Source organism: Salsipaludibacter albus (assembly GCF_019798055.1).
Classification (GTDB): domain Bacteria; phylum Actinomycetota; class Nitriliruptoria; order Nitriliruptorales; family Nitriliruptoraceae; genus Salsipaludibacter; species Salsipaludibacter albus.
The window spans coordinates 66,528-82,046 of the sequence record NZ_JAHOPH010000017.1 but is presented as its reverse complement, the minus strand read 5'-3'; the positions used below and the strand labels follow the sequence as shown (position 1 = coordinate 82,046).

Annotated in this window: 14 protein-coding genes and 1 pseudogene; 7 read left to right on the top strand and 8 right to left on the bottom strand. The window is 66.7% G+C overall.

Annotated features, from left to right (window positions below):
* From KR546_RS11835 to KR546_RS11820, 4 genes and pseudogenes are all read right to left on the bottom strand, one after another.
* Nucleotides 1-820, bottom strand: a pseudogene (locus KR546_RS11835) (hypothetical protein); the annotation flags it as partial.
* Nucleotides 820-1,548 carry a DUF8175 domain-containg protein gene (locus KR546_RS11830; protein ID WP_238444918.1) on the bottom strand — a complete coding sequence of 243 codons (729 nt, stop codon included), beginning with the start codon at nucleotides 1,546-1,548 and terminating at the stop codon, nucleotides 820-822. The gene KR546_RS11830 and the pseudogene KR546_RS11835, both read right to left, overlap by 1 nt.
* A gap of 3 nt (nucleotides 1,549-1,551) precedes the next feature.
* Nucleotides 1,552-1,848 (bottom strand): hypothetical protein, encoded by a 297-nt coding sequence (locus tag KR546_RS11825; RefSeq protein WP_238444917.1) that lies wholly within the window; start codon nucleotides 1,846-1,848, stop codon nucleotides 1,552-1,554.
* On the bottom strand, nucleotides 1,845-2,255 hold the full coding sequence (locus tag KR546_RS11820; RefSeq protein WP_238444916.1) for a hypothetical protein: 411 nt from the start codon (nucleotides 2,253-2,255) through the stop codon (nucleotides 1,845-1,847). Before KR546_RS11820 ends, KR546_RS11825 begins: the two co-directional genes overlap by 4 nt.
* 198 nt (nucleotides 2,256-2,453) lie before the next feature.
* On the opposite strand from KR546_RS11820, the gene KR546_RS11815 reads away from it, so the two are divergent.
* The 5 genes from KR546_RS11815 to KR546_RS11795 all read left to right on the top strand — a co-directional run bounded on the left by KR546_RS11815 (nucleotide 2,454) and on the right by KR546_RS11795 (nucleotide 6,938).
* Nucleotides 2,454-3,587 carry a VldE C-terminal domain-containing protein gene (locus KR546_RS11815; RefSeq protein ID WP_238444915.1) on the top strand — a complete coding sequence of 378 codons (1,134 nt, stop codon included), beginning with the start codon at nucleotides 2,454-2,456 and terminating at the stop codon, nucleotides 3,585-3,587.
* Nucleotides 3,584-4,249, top strand: coding sequence for a hypothetical protein (locus tag KR546_RS11810; protein ID WP_238444914.1), 666 nt, complete (start codon nucleotides 3,584-3,586; stop codon nucleotides 4,247-4,249). Before KR546_RS11815 ends, KR546_RS11810 begins: the two co-directional genes overlap by 4 nt.
* A 92-nt stretch (nucleotides 4,250-4,341) precedes the next feature.
* Nucleotides 4,342-5,532, top strand: a complete 1,191-nt coding sequence (locus KR546_RS11805; RefSeq protein WP_238444913.1) for an ATP-binding protein — start codon at nucleotides 4,342-4,344, stop codon at nucleotides 5,530-5,532.
* A 106-nt stretch (nucleotides 5,533-5,638) separates the two neighbouring features.
* On the top strand, nucleotides 5,639-6,034 hold the full coding sequence (locus KR546_RS11800) for a hypothetical protein (RefSeq protein WP_238444912.1): 396 nt from the start codon (nucleotides 5,639-5,641) through the stop codon (nucleotides 6,032-6,034).
* 100 nt (nucleotides 6,035-6,134) lie between these two features.
* Nucleotides 6,135-6,938, top strand: a complete 804-nt coding sequence (locus KR546_RS11795; protein WP_238444911.1) for a hypothetical protein — start codon at nucleotides 6,135-6,137, stop codon at nucleotides 6,936-6,938.
* A gap of 1,337 nt (nucleotides 6,939-8,275) precedes the next feature.
* Here the strand turns inward: KR546_RS11795 and KR546_RS11790 are convergent.
* The gene (locus KR546_RS11790; protein ID WP_238444910.1) at nucleotides 8,276-8,701 is read right to left on the bottom strand and encodes a polymer-forming cytoskeletal protein; all 426 of its coding nucleotides are present in this window, start codon (nucleotides 8,699-8,701) and stop codon (nucleotides 8,276-8,278) included.
* Nucleotides 8,702-8,999: 298 nt separating this feature from the next.
* On the opposite strand from KR546_RS11790, the gene KR546_RS11785 reads away from it, so the two are divergent.
* Nucleotides 9,000-10,199 carry a hypothetical protein gene (locus tag KR546_RS11785; protein WP_238444909.1) on the top strand — a complete coding sequence of 400 codons (1,200 nt, stop codon included), beginning with the start codon at nucleotides 9,000-9,002 and terminating at the stop codon, nucleotides 10,197-10,199.
* Between the two features lie 247 nt (nucleotides 10,200-10,446).
* Here KR546_RS11785 and KR546_RS11780 read toward each other — a convergent pair whose 3' ends face one another.
* Nucleotides 10,447-11,550: a hypothetical protein gene (locus tag KR546_RS11780; protein WP_238444908.1), complete on the bottom strand. Its 1,104-nt coding sequence runs from the start codon at nucleotides 11,548-11,550 to the stop codon at nucleotides 10,447-10,449.
* A gap of 704 nt (nucleotides 11,551-12,254) precedes the next feature.
* Between KR546_RS11780 and KR546_RS11775 the strand changes: the two genes are divergently transcribed.
* Nucleotides 12,255-13,250, top strand: coding sequence for a GIY-YIG nuclease family protein (locus KR546_RS11775; protein WP_238444907.1), 996 nt, complete (start codon nucleotides 12,255-12,257; stop codon nucleotides 13,248-13,250).
* Between the two features lie 226 nt (nucleotides 13,251-13,476).
* On the opposite strand, the gene KR546_RS11770 is transcribed toward KR546_RS11775, so the two are convergent.
* Nucleotides 13,477-14,547 (bottom strand): IS110 family RNA-guided transposase, encoded by a 1,071-nt coding sequence (locus KR546_RS11770; protein ID WP_238444906.1) that lies wholly within the window; start codon nucleotides 14,545-14,547, stop codon nucleotides 13,477-13,479.
* Between the two features lie 482 nt (nucleotides 14,548-15,029).
* Entirely contained in the window at nucleotides 15,030-15,518 is a 489-nt protein-coding gene (locus tag KR546_RS11765; protein ID WP_238444905.1) for a DUF4411 family protein, read from the bottom strand.
* Nucleotide 15,519 lies beyond the last annotated feature (1 nt).

Here is a 15,519-nt window from a genome sequence, read left to right as displayed (position 1 = left end):
GGGGCTGGGGCCTGTGGGGTCTGTCCCAGGGCGAGACCGTCGCGGTGCTGGCCGCGCTGTTGCTGCCGATCCTGGCGTTGCCGTTCGCGTGGCAGATCACCGTCGCGCTGTTGCCGGTGTCGGCGGTGTCGAGGCCTTGGAAGACGGTGAAGTAGACGAGTGCGGCGGCGGGCTTGTAGAACACCAACGCCAACAGCCACCCGGTCACCTTGGGAAACCACTGCCGGCCGATCCCGGTCAGCTGTCCGGCCGCGGCCAGCGGGAGCATCCCCGTCAGGATCAGGATCGCGCCCTCGCGAAACAGCATCAGGACGGCCTGGGCAAGCGACAGCACGAAGATCACGATCGCCATGATGAACACCACACCCGGGTTGGTCACCGACGTCAGCGACAACGCCGCAATGACCTCATCACCCACCCCGTCAACCCCGGCCGCCAACAGCTGCGCCGCCCACTCATCGCCGGCCCGGACCAGCATCCGCACCAGCGACAGGCCGGTGGCCGACACCAGTGCGACGATCACCATGCCCTTGACCGCGTCAACCGCCGGATCCGCCCGCCGCGCCACGATGATCCGGATGCCCGCCGCGACGAGGCCGGCCACGACCACGGCGAACGCAAGCCACGCCAGCTCGCCACGCACCGGCGTGTTCGCCACCGACGGGAGAACCGAATCGACCTCGATCCACCACCCGAACGCCAACGCGACCATCCACTCGGCAGCAACCTTCAGCATCTCCACGAACTGCCCGAGAGCGCCTCGCAGGAAGGTCTCAGCTGCGCAGCCCAATGGATTTGTGACCGGGTTGCAGGTGGGCATCAGCGCACGCCTTCCGGGAATTCGGTGAAGCTTGTCGTGTCGGGGAGCTCTCCGGCGACCGTTGCCCAGTCGCCGTCGGGAGGCGCCTGGACCTTCCATTGGCCATCCCAGATGAGGTCCACCTCGCTGGCGATCCGGACGGTGCCGTCAGGGCCCTGAGCCTCTGTCCACAGCTCGACCGTTGCGGCCGCGTCGGAGTACGAGAGCACTCGGTACCCACGCACAGTTCCTGCGGCGCGCGGATCGTCGCGTCCTTGAGCGTCGACCGCAGCGGCGTACTCAGTTTGGGCGGCCGTGAGTAGGCGCTGTGCGTTCTCGCCGGCAACGACCTGCTCCTCGATGGTCGGTTCAAAGACGGCAGGCGTGGCGAACCCGCTCAGCCGTGGGACCAAGTGGACCGCCGCCATCACTGCACCAAGCTCGGTCTGTTCGAAGTCCTGGGCACGGCCGTCGGACAGGTCGTGCGGACCGGCCTGCTCCGACACGGGCAAGGTGATTCCGGCGACGTCGACACTGGTCCATTCCTCACCGGACACGGTCGGCGTCGTGGTCTCGTCTGGCGCGGTCGGCTCTGTCGCGTCGGGCGTCTGGCTGGCCGTGGGCTCGGTGGGTTGGGCGTCTGGTTGGTCGTCGTTTCCGAGCAGCAGGATGAGGCCGATGACGCCGGTGAGGACGACGGCGGCGGCCAGGGCGACGGCCCAGAGTGGGATCCTGCGTTGGTCGGTCATGGGTCAGGCCAGCACGGCGCCGGCGAGTCCGACCGAAAACGAGATCAGGGTGAGCCCGCCGAGGACCCAGGGGATGCCGGCGGCGCCGTCGGCGGCCATGGAGGACCGGTTGCGGCGGCCGGCGGCCATCATGATGCCGATCACGATGAGGCCGGCGATGCCCGCGCCGAGCCCGACCCACATCATCCAGCCGAGGAAGGTGTCGGCGGTGCCCTGCAGGCCAGGTGGGGCTTCGACGTCGGGGTCGAACTGCTGGGCGATCATCAGCAGGTCGGTGACGGTGGCGTTCAGGGTGTTCATGAGGCAGCTCCTGTGTAGTTGGGGGGTGCAGCCAGGTGGGAGATCCGACGGATCGCGTCGCGGTAGTCGTTGGTGGGGGGTTCGTTGGCGGCGCCGGAGTAGCGCCAGATGGGGACGTAGGGCACGTCAACGACCGCGTCGACGTGGCCGTCGAGGTTGCGGGCACGGGCCCGCACCGCAGGAGGCCACCCACCGAGCCCGTCGTTGACGATCGCGACCACAACCCGACCGTCACGCGGCAGCAGGTGTTCGAGCAGCTCGAGCAGCGCCCGGGTGGCGTCGGCCGTGGACGACGCAGCGACGACCATGGGTTGGCCGGTGTCGGCGGGTGGGGTGGTGGCGTGGTCGACGTAGTCGAGGTGGCGGGCCAGCGTGGAGGTGCCGGCACCGCCGGTCGCACCGACCACGCTGGGCCTCGTCGACCCGGCGAGGCGTGCGTGGTGGTGGCCGTTGGTGGAGAGGTGGACCGGTGGGTGGTGTGTCGACATCAAACCTGCCGCCCGCTGTGACTAGAGTTAATGTTAGACTCTAGCGCCACGCGTTGGGGGGAGACGCGGCGGATCGGCGCCCTGAGGATAAGCACGACCCGACCAGAAAGTCACCAGGTGGCCAAACTTGCATCGGCAACCATCGTCGCCCTGCTGGGATTCGCCCTGCTTGCGGCCGTGTTGGTGGCCGATGACGACATGTCCGGCCAGGCAGCAGGGCTGAACGTCGGCGCGCTTCCGGCGGCAGCCGACGGCATCGTCGACACCTTGCTGGATGCGGCCGAGGCCGGGTGTGGCGAGGTACCGGTGGCGCGGATCGCGGCCCACATCACCGTGGAGTCGGGCTGGGATCCGCGTGCGGTCAACGCAACCTCGGGCGCGTCAGGGCTGGTGCAGTTCATGCCCGCCACCTGGGTCGCCGTCGGCGGCGCCGGCGGAACCTGGCCCACCGGGAGCCGCCCTCCGGTCGCGCATCCGGTGTTCGACCCCACGACCCATCTGGCCCGTGCGGTGCAGCTGTTCTGTGACAACGCCGCGGCGATGCGGGCCCACCTCGCCACGGCGCCGGACAAGCCGGTCAGCCTGTTGGACGCCGTCGCGGTGTGTCACGTCGCCGGCTGCTCGCGGGTCACCAACTCGACCACCGGCATCCCCACGGCTGGCGACGTCGTGGCGACGGGTTGCCAGGCGGTATGTGTGCGCACGGTCGCGGCCTACGTGGAGCGGGTCAACGACCTGACCGTCCGCTACACCGCAGTCGGCGGCGCCGCCCCACCCGTGGTCGTGGACGGCCTGCCGGCGCCGCCGGTCCCCTACACCGGGATGTCCTCGGGCTGTGGGTTGGTGGACCCGACCGGCACCGGCGGGTGTGTCACCGGGGTGGCCGACAACCTGTACCGGCAGACGTTGGCCGCAGCGGGGGGATCATGGCCGGCAGGGATCGGGTGCTGGGGCCAGCGTCCCACCAACCCGACCTCGGACCACCCGTCCGGGCGGGCGTGTGACTTCACCGTCGGCACCATCGGCGCGTTTCCGACCGAAGCGGAACGGGCGGCAGGGTGGATGTGGGCGGAGTGGTTTCGGACCTATCACGCCGTGCTCGAGGTGACCTACGTGGTGTGGGACGGACGGATCTGGAACGCCAACCGCGACGACCAGGGATGGCGGCCCTACCGACCCGGCGCTGCCTACGACGAGTCCACCCCCACCGGCGGCCACTACGACCACCTCCACGTCTCGGTCGCCCGATGACCACCACCATCAGCCTCCGCACCACCACCATCACGCTCGCCGCCACCGTCGCGATCGGCGCCACCATCGGGCTCGCCATCCTGGCCGAACAACCCCACGACAACCCGCCGCCAGCTCCCGCGGCCGCGACCTCGTCGACCGATGACGAGCCCGAACCCGCGGCCGAGGCGCCGCCTACCGGCGCCCATCTCGTCGACACGTCCTCGACCCCGCCCACATCGACCTCAGCGCCTGGCGGCCCGTCTCCTACACCGTCGCCGTCCAGGTCAGCGACCTTCATCCTCGACGATCGCGAGGCAGTGCTGCGAGCTGCCCGCACCGCGGCGGCATGGGTCGACACCTACCGCCCCGACGGGACCCGCACCCGACCCCCGGAGGTCATCGCGGCCGACAGCTGGCTGGCACAAACCTCGTTCACCGCCGCGCCTCCACCGGGCGCAGCACGGCAGACCACCGTCGACGACGTCGAACTGGTGGCCGCCACCGCTGATGTCGCCTACGTCTCCACGACCTGGACCGCCACCGACAAGGAGGGCGCCGGTGCCACGTCGGCGGTGCGCACGTTCGTGTTCGAGCTCGTCCGCACGGCTGCCGGGTGGCAGGTGACAGATCTGCATCCGACGCTGCCGGACAACGCCGCCCACATCCCCGCCACCCACTGACCTGCACTGAACGACGTCGCGTCGACTGGCCCGACGACGTCGGGTTCGTCTAGCGTTGGGTGTAGAGTCCATGCTTGTCGGGGGAGGTCAACGTGTCGGTGCTGCCATTTCCGTCAGCACCCGACGACCCATTCACCGCCCGGCTCGGGACCGCCCCTCCCCCGTCACCGTTTCGCGCCGCCGACGGCGCCACCCCACCCGTCCTGGCCGGCCGCACCACCCAACTGCTCGCAGCCGCCGACCTGCTTGCCGGACTCGTGGACGGCCGGTCGGCGGCGGTCGGGTTCCATGGGTCGGCCGGGATGGGCAAGACCGCCCTGCTGGACCATCTCGATACCCAGGTCACGGCCCGCGGCGGACTGGTCGTGCGGCTGACCGGTACTGACCTCGACGCCGCGCTGGGTGAGTTAGCCAACGCCCGCGACCAGTTGCTGGCCGGCACCGACTCACAACCCGAACCGACCGGACCGGGCCTCGCGAGCGCCTACCAGGCCACGGCCCGTGCGGCTTCAGCAGCGGGTCGTCCCCTGATGGTGATGATCGACGACTGCAACGCCGTCACCGACGAGGTCGCCGAGCTGGCCGCCGCGCACGACCTCACCGGCACCGACCCCGACGCCACCATCGGGCTCGTCGTCTCCGGCGTGCATCGCCACGCCGGCATGGCGGGCGTGCCGTCCGGGCTGGTCTCCCACCCGCTCGGTGTGCTGCAGCCCGCCGAGACCCGTCAGGCACTCGTCGCGGCCGCCGACGGCAATGGGGTCGAGCTCGACCCGGAAGCGGTGTCGGTGGCCGTAAACCGCTCCGGCGGGATCCCGGTCGCGGTGCAGGCCTGGGGCGAAGCACTGTGGCAGGCCGCACACACCGACGGCCCCGTGGATCTCGCCCGGGTGGAACGGACTGCCGAGGCGCGCCTTGGGCAGTACTACACGAGGATCTGGTCGTCGCTGACCGACTACGACCGCGCCTATGTCGCGGCGGTCGCCAACGAGTTCGGCGGCGCGATCTCCGCTGGCAATGCGGCCGAGCGCGCCGGGTATGAGTCGGTCAAGGCCGTGTCACCGCTGCGGGCCAAGCTGATCGACCACGGCATCGTCGCCTCGCCGCAGCGCGGCACGATCGAGGTGGCCATTGCCGGCTTCGGTCGCTGGTATAGCCGCACCCGCCACACCTCCACCGCGGACTCAGGTCCGTCCGCTCAAGCGCGAACCCGGCTCGAAGCACCGACGCCGGCACGGACAATCGCGGCCGACCAAACCTCGACTTACCAGCCCCGACGCTGACAACACCGCGTCTGTATGTCCACAGGACCATGACGGCAATGCGGCAAGGCGTGTTCGGCGGGTTATTGTGTCGGCGTCCCCCGAAACTGTTTCTGTGGAGTCCACAATGCCCACGCTCACCGACGAGCACAAGCGCGCCATGGCCGAAGGCCGCCGCCAGGCCCGCGCCGTCAAGAACTACCTCGCAGCACTGGAGACCAGCCGCAAGCGGGGCCCCAAGCCCGACCCCGACAAGATCCAGGCACGCATCGACGAAGCCTCCGCCGCAATCGAAGCCGAAGACAACCCGGCGACTCGTCTCGAGCTGATCCAGCAGCGCATGGACGACCAACAGCAACTCGAAGCCCTCACCGAGCAGGACTCGATCGAGGACCTCGAGGGCGACTTTGTCGATGTCGTCGCCGCCTACTCCGACCGCAAGGGGATCTCGTATGCCGCCTGGCGCGAAATCGGTGTACCCGCCGCGACACTACGGGCAGGCGGCCTGACCCGCGGCAGCTGACCTCGCCATGCCTGGCCTGGACCCGAACCGTCGCAGCCCACCGGAGGGTTGCGACGACCACGGCTGCCACCGCGAGCTGTATGCACGCGGGATGTGCTCCATGCACTACATGCGCTGGCTCAACCACGGCGACCCCGACTGGGACCGACCCCTCAACCACCAACGCCGCGCGCCAATCACCGACTACGGCACCTGTGTCGACAACGGCTGCGACCGCGACCCGGACGCTCGAGGACTGTGCTCGCTGCACTACAACCGCTGGCTAGAACACGGCGACCCGGACTTCGACCGGCCCGTCGGCCAGGCACGTCACCCCGCTCCCGTCACGCGGTACGGGACGTGTGCCGACCACGGCTGCGACCGCGACGTCAAGGCACGCGCCATGTGCCACGCCCACTATCGGCGCTGGTACGAGCACGGCGAGCCGGACTTCGCCACCCCGATCGGCGACCCCAACGTGCCTGGGGAGTTCGACCTGACCGAGTACGGCACCTGCCACGACAACGGCTGCCAACGCCCAGTCAAGGCCCGCGGCCTCTGCTCACCCCACTACGGCCGGTGGCTGCGCGATGACGACCCCGGTTTCGGCCGGCCGATCCGCCCCGCCAACCGAACACAGCGACAACACCATCCGGGCTCGTGTGCCGACCACGGCTGCGGCCGGGAACCCGCCACCCGCGGGCTGTGCAAGGCCCACTACTCCAGATGGGTAAAGACCGGCAACCCGCGGTTCGACGAACCCATCGAGAACCGACGCCACAGCGCCACGAAGTACGGCACTTGCCCCGACAACGGGTGCGAGCGTCCGGTCAGGTCTCTCGGACTGTGCGACACGCACTATCGACGTTGGCAGCGCCACCGAACGCCTCAGTTCCACCGTCCCATTCGGACACCGAGCCCCTAACACGTAGCCTCGCGCAGGGCTGTGAGATCTGCGGGATCCCTTCGGTAGGCGGATGCCAACGAGAGCTCCGGAGCTCCGGACTACCGTGTGGTTGAGCCAGGGGGCGCTACCAGCAACGGAACTTCACATGAGGACACATCGGACTCTCGCTCTGCTGTCCATAGTCATGCTTGGGCTCGGAGCATGTGGTGACCTGTCGGAGCTGTCGCGCATCAACGGAGAGTGCCAAGACCAGGCGGAAGAACTTGCCGGAGGCGACGAGTGGGTCGAGGCCGCCCTGTGGGAATCGTGCATCGGTGACCGAGGATGGGAGTGTCGCCGGGTCGAAGTCGATGGAGCGGAGGAACCTCGGTGCTTCACGGCCGACGGACGGACCAGTTTCGCGCATCCGTATGCCGACGTCATCGGAGGTTGAAAGCCGGCTAAGAGAACTCCGTCCGTCGCTGTCCGGACGCGAGGACTGCTCCCGCGGTCCCGGAGGCCCCTCGCCTCGTGAATCGATACCCGCGGTCCCGGTTCCCGCTCCGTCCGGCGGGGACCGCCTGGAGCCTGCAGGATCGCTTAAGGTCAGGCGCCCGGAAGACCCGGAGAATGCGGAGCCGCCCAACCACAAGCACAGAGAGCCGCGCAGGCCAGTTGCGTTACAACCTGTGATCGAGGTTCAATTGCCCGAGAAATCTGCCATAACATTGAAAGGTTTGAAATGGACTTCCTCAACCATTTGAAGTGTGCAATGGTTCTCAGGAAACTGCGAGAGTGACTGGCGTATCAACTGCCGCTCCTCATTACACGGAACGGCGGCAAGGGCCAGGGATCGGCGTTCCAATGGTCGAGCGCTATCCTTTAGCGAGGCACGTATGGCCCCTCGATACGCTGCTGGATCCATTGTCGCAAGACGTTGGGCCGCCAAACTGGAAAAAGCTAGATTGCCGCTGGGAGCTGCGCGGGCGCGTCGGACGGTCGTCGAGCCGGTACATGTCCCGAAGGGCTTGTTTGAGCCGCAACGTCGCCAGGTCCCACATACCGGCCACCCGCACCGATCATCATCGCCAACTGCGTGAGCACCGTCCCGCGGTCGTACGCCGAGGCCCGGATCGTCGTGCCCGCCATGGCCCGCGACAACCCACCCGATCGGCAAGCCGAGCAAGCATCCACGTGCCGGCCTGCCCCGTGACGCCCCTGCCGTCACCACTGACAACAACCTTGGTGATCGGTCCGGCAGTGTTCACCCGCAAGGTGCCCTCCGGCGTTGGCAGCGTTTCCTAGACAGAACGCATCCAACACTCCGGAGGGCACTTTCCATGCAACTCCGACCATCGCCTACTGCAAAATCGGGGCTAGTCGCGCCACTCGTAGTAGTGGGTCTCGTCGGCTCCAATCCGCGTCGGTGGGACGACACGGCCGCCGTCGAGCTCGACGGCAGCTCCACTCTGGCTGCCGCCGATCTCGCCGCGCACTACCACGCGACCAGCGTTATGGAGCGACCCCGCGATACGGCCGCGGGGTTCGACGATGACGACTCCACCGGTCTCTACATGAACTGAGCCGTTGTGGCGGCCGTCGATGGTGGCCGTCGCCGCGCCCGCAACGTGGAGGGAGCCGTTGTGTACGCCCGACACGTGCACGTTGCCGTACACCCGTGCGCTGCCGTTGAGGGTCCCTGCAATCTTGACCGCAGCTTGGCGCTCCACGATAATCGGGTAGTTGCACATGCCCGACAGCACGGCGTCGCTGTCGATGGTGCGTGATTCGACGGGCGGCATCCGGACCTCCGAGGTTGATTAAGAAGCAAGTTATGCGCCGGCTGCGACACGCATCCGAAGCCATCGCGGGATTGGCGGCTCCCCAGGAACGACGGGGCCAAGAGATCCGCGACGTACTGACAGGTGTGCCAGAAGGGCCACAGCGTTCACGGTGGTTGGCTGACCGGGCCGCTCTCAAGCATGTGGCCAGGGTTGTGCACCCTGAAAGCACTATCGGTATCCCGCGGATCTAGTCAGTTTCGTGCCGGGCCTGAAGCCTCGTACAGTGACGGGATCGCAGCCATGGGGAAGACCGAAGATGGCACCGAAACCGCGAGCAGTGGTCAAGCCTCTTGCCGCACGCATCTCGGAGCTGCTCCAGGGGCTCTTAGTTGTGCGTGACGCCTCGGCCGCGATCAATGCCGGAAAGACCTATCAGGCGATCGCTCTCAGCGGCCAGATCCGGGCGCTTCTGCTCGAGCGAAGGAAGGACGCCTCTCCCCTCCTCCTCACAATATTGGAGGAACTGGGTCTATCTCACCAGATCTTCGTCATGCCCTCCTACTCCGGCCCAGACCTGCCATCTCCGAAGTTCCATGTCTTGGGCCCACCGATCACTCGCACAAGGGTGCTCACGGCCCAAGTGCCGCTCGCACTCGGAGATCTCGGCGCACATCCAGTCGTATCCGTCGATGGGGAGGAGTTCGACCTCGCCTTCATCGTTCGATTGCTGGCGAACAAGGGTGGTGGGGCACACTATTCCAAGACCATGCCTACGACCTTCGCGTGGATGCTCGAGCTGGCCAGTGTGCCAGCCCTTCAGATTCGCAATGCGATAGTGAGTCTGCTGGGTCAGGTCGGCGAGGCCCTGACGATGGCAGGCGTGGAGATGCTGCACCAAACCGCCGCCTGGGAAGTCTTCATTGACGTTGGGGTGCCCGCTCCGAGCGAAGGATCGTTCATCGAATACATCCACCCTAGCCTGCCTATGGGCCTCTCAGTCGGCTTGACCAAGAACCGTCAGCTGGCTGTGGAGGCGAGGGGAATTGACGCCGCTCGTGCGATAGTCGTTGTCGAGGATCTGCTGGACTGGGGAGAGAGTCATCAGATCCACATCCAGCTGACGCACGGGGACAATTTGAGTGCGAAGTTGTTCGTATCCGTTGATGGTGACACCGTCCGCTCTACAGTGTCGAGCGAAGTTCCGGTCTTCCTTCCGATCTCCAGCATCAAGGAGTTCAACCTGCACGTCAACGGAGCAGAAGGAGGATCTTGGAATGGCAGCATTGCCCTCGGTTCCATGTTTGCTCGCTCCCTTGGGCCGTCTTCCGAGGACGCGAAGTCCCTCCTCGCCATGCGGTCCGTCGCTGAAGATCCTGACCGCAAGGCGGTTCTCTACAAGGTGGGGTCGACCGGCTTCTCTGCGAGTGGCCAAGGCGACATCAGCAACTCGGATGGGGTGGTCATGTCTCGGATGTCTTCCGCCCTGAAACGGGAGTCTCCGCCGGAGGCCTCTTGATCTGCATCGGAGGGGTGTCGGCAGAAGTAGACCCGATGGACGCTCAGATGATTGACTCGAGCCGAGCGCGGTCACTGCTTGGCACAGAAGCCCACCAGTCGATGGTTAGGGCGAATATCTTGAGGAGGGGCCGACCGGTGTATCCGAATGCATCCACTCGCCTTTCGGGGCGCATGCGGGCCTGAGGCATTTGGTCATCGATTAGTCTGTTCCGGACGTACGAGATGGGCTCACAGAAGTCCTCGCGTCACTCCGGTCTCACCTGCGGCAACCCCGGTATCAGCGAGTGCAAGTCATGGGCGGGCTGCGAGATGAGGCCGTACAAGTCCGACAGCTCTTCCAAGCGTGATTCGAGCTGGCGTGCTCGCCCCCGTTGAAAGGCACCTCGAACACGGCGGTCGTCGCGGTGGACGTCAGCTGTCACCGTCGCCGTGAGAACCTCGAGGCGTTCGGCCCAGTCAGTTCCGAGGTCGTGCATTCGCTGCCGGAGGACTCCGGCTCTGACGGCTCCGATGTCGTCGCGTCCGTGCAGCTGTAGCGCAAGAGCCAAGGATGCGAGGATCTTTCCCCGTGTCAGATGCTGCAACCAGAACTCGGTCTCCGGGGCCTCCAACTCGTTCGCCAGAGCTCGCAGGCGTCGGTTTGTCAGCGGTCCCTGCGACGCCAACTCCCACAGGCGACTGAGCTGAGAGATCGCCAAGGCTACCGCAGCATTCGCCTCCCGCTCGGCCTGCACAGCCAGATTGCCCTCCAAGAGATCCAGGTGCTGCCCGTCGCGGACCAAGGCAAGGAGTTCGCCGAGCACCGACAGGTGGGCGTCGAGCTGAGCGCTCCACGCCCCGTACTGGAATAGGAGGATCTTGTGCAACACCTCGGATTGCGCGGCCAACTGCTGCTCGTAGCGAGCCAGCTCCTCTTCGTAGCGATCGATCACGTCCTGGACGGCCGAAGTGATGACTGCTGCCTCCAAGGACCCGCCGCCATCGTCGAACTCATCGACGTCGACGAGGCGGGCCTTGCGTCGGACACCTCGATGGCCGTCCTCGTATATCTGCGGGAGGATCCTGCCGTCCTTATCGACCGCCAACCTGCCCCCTCTGGCAAGCAGCTCCTGCGACTCGTAGTCGAGTCGGAACACAGCTCCGTCTCGCGGGTCGGCGATGCCTTGCGCGAGCAGCTGCTGGACGAAGCCCGCGTCGGAGTGCCACAGCCGTTCAGGTAGCGGCGCGCCACCCCACGCGGGAGCCTTCGCGGCGATCTCGTTCCCCCAGGCCATGTACAGGCCAAACTCACCGTCGAGAACTACGAGCAGCACATCGTCGTTCGCCGGCTCCAGCGCGTCCTCGGCCATCACACCTCCCAGGTCGATGTCATCGATGGCGCGGGCTGTGCACTCCACGGGGTCAGCGCGCAATCGCCGACCGTCACGGCGTAGCGCCCTTTGCACGATGGACGGGGAAGCAGTCCACCGACAGCGCGTCGGTCGGGTTGTACGTCTGGTCCTGCTGCGCCGAGCCTAGGGACCGACCCATCGCATGCACAGCCGATCTGATCACTCGCGCGGACGACGGCAACTGAGCTTCATGATCTCCTGAGGAGACGCGTCTCCAACTCGGCACATTCGTCCACCCAGCGGTTTAGCTTTCGTCCAGACCTGAACGCGTCTAGAAGCCCCATCTCGATCTCCCTGTCTGACTCACACGTCCTAACGTTACATCCGGCGAGTTGCAGCAGCTGCACGGCGGAGGTGAGCAACTTGACGGCACCGCGGGCCCTGCCCGGATGCCCGTCGTCGGCCTGCAAGATCCGCCCGCGCTCGCCACCTTCGAGGACGCCAGTGAACGCCGCAGTGCCCGTTGCTGCCGGCCAACGATGGCGGACGTGCACGTTCCGGGGAGCTGCCTGATCTCATCCGCGATCTGGCGTCTGGGGCCTCCGACACGGCGAGAACGAGACGTCGTGACCCATGACGCGCTCCCTACCACGGCGCGAACCCACCGGGGGGCTCCTGGTCAGCGGGCCTAGCCTCGACCCCAGGTCTAGTGAGGAGCCGGCGTGGGACTTTCGGAGAAGGATGTCGTTGACCAGTTCCGCCGATGGCTCGAACGAGCCGGATGGCACGTTGAGCTTGATGTGGACTGGGTCGACGTCATTGCTACCCGTGACGATTGCTGCTTGATCGCCGAAGCGAAGGGGACCACGTCGGCAGTAGGGCTTGACGTCGACACGGGGTACGGCCAGCTCCTGCGACGCATGCGAGTCGAGGAGGCCACCCACTACGCGATTGTCGTCCCAGCTGGATCCGTGAGCGCAGCCTTGCGGGTTCCGCCACACGTGCTCGACGCCCTTCGGATCGCGGTGTTCTCCGTTGCGGACGATGGCACCGTCACTCTCGAGGCAGGCCCTGCTCCCGACGCCGGCGTCCGGAGTGACCGCCGGCCACGCCAACTTGGCGGCTCACCGCCAGGAGTCGATGCCATCGTCAGGTCACTGAGCGAATTCTCGCATACGTCAAGCAGGGCTCACGTTTTGGCGGAACGTCAAGAGCTCCCCGACCGGGGCATCTATGCGTGGTGGTTCGACGACCTGAACAACGACGTGCCAGTCGCCGGAACCGTCCGCGACCGGAACTGGCGGCTGCTCTACGTCGGGATCTCGCCAGCACGACAAGGATCTGGCTCCGGCTTGCCGACTCGGTTGTCCCAGCACCTGACCTCGAACGCCGCTGGTTCCACACTCCGACTGTCACTGGGCTCAGTTCTGGCACACCGGCTGGGTCTGCAGTTGCGCCGTGTCGGGTCCAGCGAAAGGCTGACCTTTCACTGCGGTGAGGAACGGCTCAACGAGTGGCTCGCCGACCACGCGCGCGTAGCCGTGGTCGGCGTGGATGAACCCTGGACGGTGGAGGCGCAAGTCATCGGGCAGATGGCGCTTCCGCTCAACCTCGACCATCAGGCTGGCGGTTTCACTCCAACACTCTCTCGACTTCGAGCCAAGCAACGAGCGACCGCTCGAGAACTGCCGCCGAACCCTTTCTGCTGCAGCTCCTGAAGAGGCGTATCCATGGAGCCTCACCGCCTTGAGACGCGCCACGCAGGCAGTGGTCACAATCTCAGGAACCTGCGAGAACGAGCCCTCTCTCTGTCAAGCCCTGATTTCTTGGTGTGAGTGCGGGCAGGCGGAGAGTGTCCGCAGCCGAGGTGAGCGGCGGACTAGGGTGGGTGACGGCGGTTCGGGATGTGACTCGAATGAAGAGCCGACTCGGGGTTGAAGTCGGTCACGCAGCCTTCGGGCGCGTCCCCATCTGTCCATCCCGGACCGTCTGCATGTGTCGGTGGTCGGCCAGCATCCGCCGGTAGATCACGTCGGAGAGTTGCCGCTTCAGGCAGCGGAGCGCCTCGAGGTGCTTCTTGCCCTCGGCCAGTTTGCGTTCGTAGTAGTCACGGCCGGGGCCGTCGCGTCGGATCTGGGTGATCGCGGCGGTGTGGATGACCTTGTTGAGTTGGCGGTTGCCACGCCGGTTGAGCCGGTGACGGTCGTGGTCGCCTGAGGACGCGTCGACTGGGGCGGTGCCGTTGTAGGACGCGAAGTGTCCGCGCGTCAGGAACCTGGTCGGGTCCTCCACGATCGCCACGATCGCGGCCGCGCTGGTGGTCCCGATCCCGTCGATGTCGGTCAGGGTGGTGCCGTGCATGGCCACGGCCTGGTCGAGGCGACGTTGGGCGTCGTTGATCCGGCGGGTCAGCCAGCGCCACTCGGCCAGGAGGTCCTTGGCGGCCTGCCGGCGGGCCGCGTCGGCGGGGTTGTCGGTGCGGATCGACCGCAACGCCTTGGCCGCCGCAGTGGGCGACAGGGCCTTGTTCGCGCCTCCTGCGGTCAGTTCGGTGATCCGGTCGTGGAACCGGCAGATCACCCGGTGGCGTGCTGAAACCAGGTGCCAGCGCCGGTCCAGCAGCACCCGCAGCTCGGCAGGGGTGTCGTCGAGTTCGACCCGGCGCAGGCTGGTGTGGTTGGCGCCGACGATGGCTACGGACCGGGCGTCGAACTCGTCGGACTTGCGGGCAGAGTGGCCCGACAGCCGCCTGGTCCGTGCGGTGAGCCGGCCGGGGACGTCGACCACCGTCTCGCCGCGGCCGACCAGCTGCTGGGCCAGCAGCCGTCCGAGTCCGCGGGCGTTCTCGATGGCGAAGATCCGGTCGGGCCATCGCGCCGCCCAGGCCAGCAGCCGATCGGTCTGTCGTCGATCTGCGACCAGCCGGAGCTGGTTGCTGATCTGTTCGTCGTTGTCGAGCACGACCGCGGTGTGCGATCGCTTGTGGGCATCCACGCCTATGACCGTGGCATCCATCTCGGACCTCCATCCGTTCGCAGGGATCCGCGGTCGACAGGCATGATGTGAGTTGCTCGGTGCAGTCCTCTCTTGAGTCAGACCGCGGTAGGGACAGGCCCTGCCGGGCGACACCTCGCTACTGAGGTCAGCCACCAACCGCGGCGACAAGGGGATACAGAGTCATCCCGACAGGGCCCCGAGCACAACGAGTCGCGAACCCGCCGTGCCTACGGCCATCCAACCATCACGGGGGATCTCGCCACTTTCGCAGGCCGCCGTGAGACTTCGGAGCGCGCCGAGGATCTCGCCCTCCGGCGACCCCCGACGGCATCCGCCCGGTATGAACGCCGTCTCCCCGAACAACAGTGTCTTGCCATCCGCTGGACGGTCGAGGGTCAATCCGCGCCTGACATGGCGGCAGGTGCCAGCCATCTGCGCACGACTCGAGCTCCAGCAGTGGCTCTCACGACCAGTTGCCAGAGGTGAGTCGTTGCGCCGAATCACTCCCCAAGGACTGCCCCCTCAGCCCGGAGCATTCCGAAAGTCCCCATGACGGGCACATCGAACGCTGCACACACGTCAGGGATCTGAATCTTGGTGCGCTTGTCCGGCTTTGACTCCTCCAGCGTGACCACCGTGTCGCCGTGCGCAAGCGCGTCAGCGACCAGGTAGTAGTCGGCCACGCGCAGAAACTCGTTCTTCGCAGCATCGAAGTACCGAGAGTGGCCTACCGTCCAGACGGCGATAGTCCTCATGGCGGTGACGGTTGCATCATCCGGGGCGCGAGCGAACTGGTCGAGTCCCTCGACCCACAGACGGACCGGGTCCTCGTCGTTCCCGGACATGATCTCGTCGCGCACCTTCGTCACCGTGCCAACGGTCCCCGCAGCGATCGCGTCCTCGAGCCAGCTCCAGAATGCCGGCACCAGGTCAAAGGCGTAGTAGTGATTGTTCGCGGTGATGAGCACGTTCGTGTCGATCAGGTACACG